Raw genomic sequence first — 3,724 nt, forward strand, 5'->3', positions numbered from 1 at the left:
GTCTCCACGATCCTCCAATCGTGGGGACGATGCCCGCTTCTCAACTCACATTCAAGATGGGTTGACCGGACGGATACTACGGGCCGATGCTTCGCACCGATTGTTCTGGCTTCACCAACGCAGAGTGGGTTCGGTTGTTTGAAGCAGAGATTCTGCGTCGCTTAAGAGCCTCTCCTGTGGTCTTTGGTGGCTGCAGGTGAGTTCATCTCTCGATTGAAGGCGGGTACAGTGCCCGGCGCCGCGACAGCGGCCTGGGCAACCTCTCACCCCTGAGCTTTGAATGGAGCATGCGTTGTTCGATGTCGTCGAAGATGCCGACGTGCATGCGAGGACAATGTCCGAGACTGTTTGAGAAGCAAACCAGTCCCCGTCTACCGAAGTGGGTCAACTCCAACTCCAAGCAGCAGCAGGTTGACGGTTGAACCAGAGAACTCCTTCGTGCCGTCGCCTAGTGCTGGCCTACTTACTTCGTATCAGAGGACTTCACGGTGCCCAAGGCAGTTAGGTGGTCGGCTGCCAAGTCAGCGCGCGCGAAGTGCCAGATGTTTTCAAGCTTCATTATTGAAATTATGTTGAACTCTATAATTATGTGAATCACCATAATTCACATAGTGGGACCACATTGGGCGGTTTGTGCTCAGTGCATCAGGGGCGCGCAGTGGGCGGCTACTGGTTTCGTGGAACCTGCCTAAGTCCGGACAACCGATTCAATCTGAGCTGGGCAAAGCGTTCGACCCCCTGCCTGCGTTGCATGCCGCAGGGACTCCAGATAACCTCTGCGGGAATGAAAGCCAGTGCGCTCACCCCCGAAGCATTTGTATTGCAATTGCAGGCGCTACCGTCGCTGCCGAACGTGTTCAATCCATGGCGTGACTTCGATAAGGCCAATGACTCCAGTCGGGATGCGCCCAGACAGCGTGCGGAGCAACTGAGGAGCTACCTTGCGCGGCGCTTGAAGACCACGCGCTTGGTGCTGGTTGCCGAGGCGCCGTCTTGGCGAGGTGCGAAGTTCACTGGCATTGCGATGACGTCCGAGCGCATTCTGCTCAACGAGCACCCAAACGTTCCCGCCTCAGCAGTGTTGCCTTCCATTGGGGAGAGGACAAGTAGCGAAAGGCAGTTCCCGAGATGTTTGGCGGAGCAGACCGCCACCATCGTGTGGTCGCAACTCTTGGAGAGTGAATTCAGTTCCGATGAGTTTGTGCTTTGGAACGCGTTCCCCTGCCATCCCTACAAAGCCGGCAATCCGCGTTCGAATCGCAAGCCAGGGCTTGATGAACTGAAGGCCACTGCTGATGTCCTTCCGAGCTTGCTAGCACTGCTCGGCAAGCCTAAGGTGGTGCCCGTGGGCAAGGTGGCCGAAAGGGCGCTGAAAGAGCTGGGCGTTTCGGTGCCAGCTGTTCGGCACCCCGCCAACGGTGGGTCAACGAGCTTTCGCAAGGCCATGACGCGGTTCGTCAAAGGCTTCCCACGGCAGGACGTACCCTCAGAGACTCAACGCGCCTAGCGAATGCCAAGCCTGCGTTGGCCTCCACACTGTCATGTGTCTCTCCCCTGTGCCGTAGCTTCGGGCGTCGCGGTAGACAACAACCATGCAGTCACATCCGCCTGAGCTTGCTCGTCAGAGATGCCGCGCTGGGAATCAAGCAACAGCAAGTTCACCGCAGTACCCGAAAATTCCCGTGCGTCGTCGTCGAGCACCAAATGATGCTGAATCGCTCGGTTCGCCTGTAGCACTGTCTCAATCGCTTGCTCACGTGGAGCACGAGGTGCACTTCCAGCGAACCTCATGCCTAGCGGACCCAGCAATGCACGTAGTTCAGGGTTTGTGTACTCGTAGCGCCAGGTCGAGTGAACAACGATTTGAACGTCATCGTGACCGCTCAACAAGCTAGTGAGAACCGGCAGCCAGCAAAATTTCTCGAGCCCCAAAGACTCTGGTTCCAGCGGGTGAAGCACTCCATCAAAGTCGAGAAAAATCAAACGCATGGCTTTTCCAACCTAGTTCGACGTGTCTGTTGGCGGCGCTTGGACGGCCTGTCCGGTGCGGGCGAGTTCATCCTCAGGGACAGCTTGCTCAACACCCACTAGACCTCGGCAGAAGGGCAGGCACTAGCTCTTGGGACGTGGGTCTATTGCGGGTCATTCGACGCATGTTGGAAATGCAACAACCTCGTCTCCAGCGCATCGAGCACACCAGGCGCACTGAGTCCAAGAACGCTATCACAGTGAATCAAATAGTCCCTGTACTCTGGCATCCAACCCTCTGCATCGTCGTCTAGCGCCACCCATTGGCGAGGCTTTCTGCGGGCAACATCGTTGAGGACTTGCATGCCCCGTGGGAGCGCTTCAAAGTCGGACCGATTCATCATTGTGTGAAAAGTCGCCCCAATGACCCGCTCTCTCAGTGCGGGGCTGAGGCGCTTGACGGCACGGCTGTACCGTAGCACTCGAACCCAGGACGTCGACAAAACAATGCGAACTGCTGGGAAAGGTGAGAGCGCATCTTCGAGTAAGTCGGTGTGCTCGAATAGCGCATACCCAGGCGTGTTTATGTAGGCGCCGCGGCGCCAGTGCCACCACACGTCCTCGTGGTGGAGCACACCGTCATAGTCTAGATACAGCACCACCTCACCCTTGCCACGCAGTGTTTTCATGTGTACCTCACTTGAAAGCTGTTCATGGACAGGCGTGGTCTCAGAAGTTGTCACGCAGCAGGAACGTCAACGACACAGGCGTGCTCGAACGCGATGGCGCCAGCCGCGTGCCCGATGTCACCCGCAAGAACCAGCACATCGGCTTGACGTGCGGGTCGAATCAAGGTTTCGCTTGGGAACTTGCGTGTCAGGTGTTCCAGGTGCAAGTCCGAAGCAAGTTGAATCTTCACGCCGGTGCCTCCGTTGAGCTCGCTTGCGAACCGAGGACAAATGCCGCGTTGCTATCCCTTCGTAGTGCAGGGAGCAATGCCGCATGGGCTAGGTCAGACAAGCGCACCAAAGCGCCGCGAACCGCTCCGTTTGGAAGCTGCTTTCCGCCAAGCAATGGGATGTTTCCCAGCCGTTCAAGCAACGCGGAGGACTTGCTGTCCACCGCATGGGCCAAGGATGCCAACGGAACGTATGCTTGGGTGAAAACCAAGAGTTGTTCTGGCATCACAACGCGGCAGGGCTGCCCACGCAGCACTATCTCGTGCGACTCAAGAAGACCTTCGTCAATCCAGTTTCGGACGCTCTCCCATTTCCAGCCCGTGAGCTTGGCCAACTGATTGACCGAAAGGCCTGCATCGAGAACCGGGCGGCCAAAGTACCGCTTGACTTCGGATACCTTGTATCGAAAGCTGCCCAGCTTTTCTCCAGCGGCGACCGCGCACAGCTCGCCGTTGAAGATGGCGCGCAGTACTGAGTCGATTGCCTTCTTGTCTCCGATGCGGCGACTCGTGAGCTCCTTGATGGCGATGGTGCTCTCGGACGTCTTCATCTTCTTGATGTGCTTCCGGGCCTGGCTTTCAAATGCATCGAGCGATTCAAGGAGAACTGCCCCTCCTTTGACCAGGTCCTGGCGCCACTTCGCATCCACGACCACGTGCCCTGTCTCTCCCATGCGCGCAAGCACAGCAGGACCGACACCCAAGCGCTCAGAGGCAGCGTTGAACCGCCCCGGGAATCGTGGAGGCCGGTTGGTTTAAGTCAGGCCACCACCATGGAGACCTGACTGGCGAGTTGCC

The 3,724-nt window shown here is 57.6% G+C and carries 4 protein-coding genes and 1 pseudogene; 1 reads left to right on the forward strand and 4 read right to left on the reverse strand.

The window, feature by feature from the left end; all coding sequences use genetic code 11:
- Positions 1-784: 784 nt before the first annotated feature.
- Positions 785-1,507: a uracil-DNA glycosylase gene (locus RCO38_RS24170; protein WP_308331147.1), complete on the forward strand. Its 723-nt coding sequence runs from the start codon at positions 785-787 to the stop codon at positions 1,505-1,507.
- A gap of 32 nt (positions 1,508-1,539) precedes the next feature.
- Here RCO38_RS24170 and RCO38_RS24175 read toward each other — a convergent pair whose 3' ends face one another.
- The 4 genes and pseudogenes from RCO38_RS24175 to RCO38_RS24190 form a co-directional block, all read right to left on the reverse strand.
- Positions 1,540-1,989, reverse strand: coding sequence for an HAD domain-containing protein (locus RCO38_RS24175; protein ID WP_308331148.1), 450 nt, complete (start codon positions 1,987-1,989; stop codon positions 1,540-1,542).
- Positions 1,990-2,132: 143 nt separating this feature from the next.
- Positions 2,133-2,657, reverse strand: a complete 525-nt coding sequence (locus RCO38_RS24180) for an HAD domain-containing protein (RefSeq protein WP_308331149.1) — start codon at positions 2,655-2,657, stop codon at positions 2,133-2,135.
- Between the two features lie 110 nt (positions 2,658-2,767).
- Positions 2,768-2,887: pseudogene (locus tag RCO38_RS24185) on the reverse strand (metallophosphoesterase); the annotation flags it as partial.
- Positions 2,884-3,576, reverse strand: coding sequence for a hypothetical protein (locus tag RCO38_RS24190; RefSeq protein ID WP_308331151.1), 693 nt, complete (start codon positions 3,574-3,576; stop codon positions 2,884-2,886). The gene RCO38_RS24190 and the pseudogene RCO38_RS24185, both read right to left, overlap by 4 nt.
- Positions 3,577-3,724 lie beyond the last annotated feature (148 nt).

The organism is Hydrogenophaga pseudoflava, assembly GCF_031020795.1.
Lineage (GTDB): Bacteria > Pseudomonadota > Gammaproteobacteria > Burkholderiales > Burkholderiaceae_C > Hydrogenophaga > Hydrogenophaga pseudoflava_A.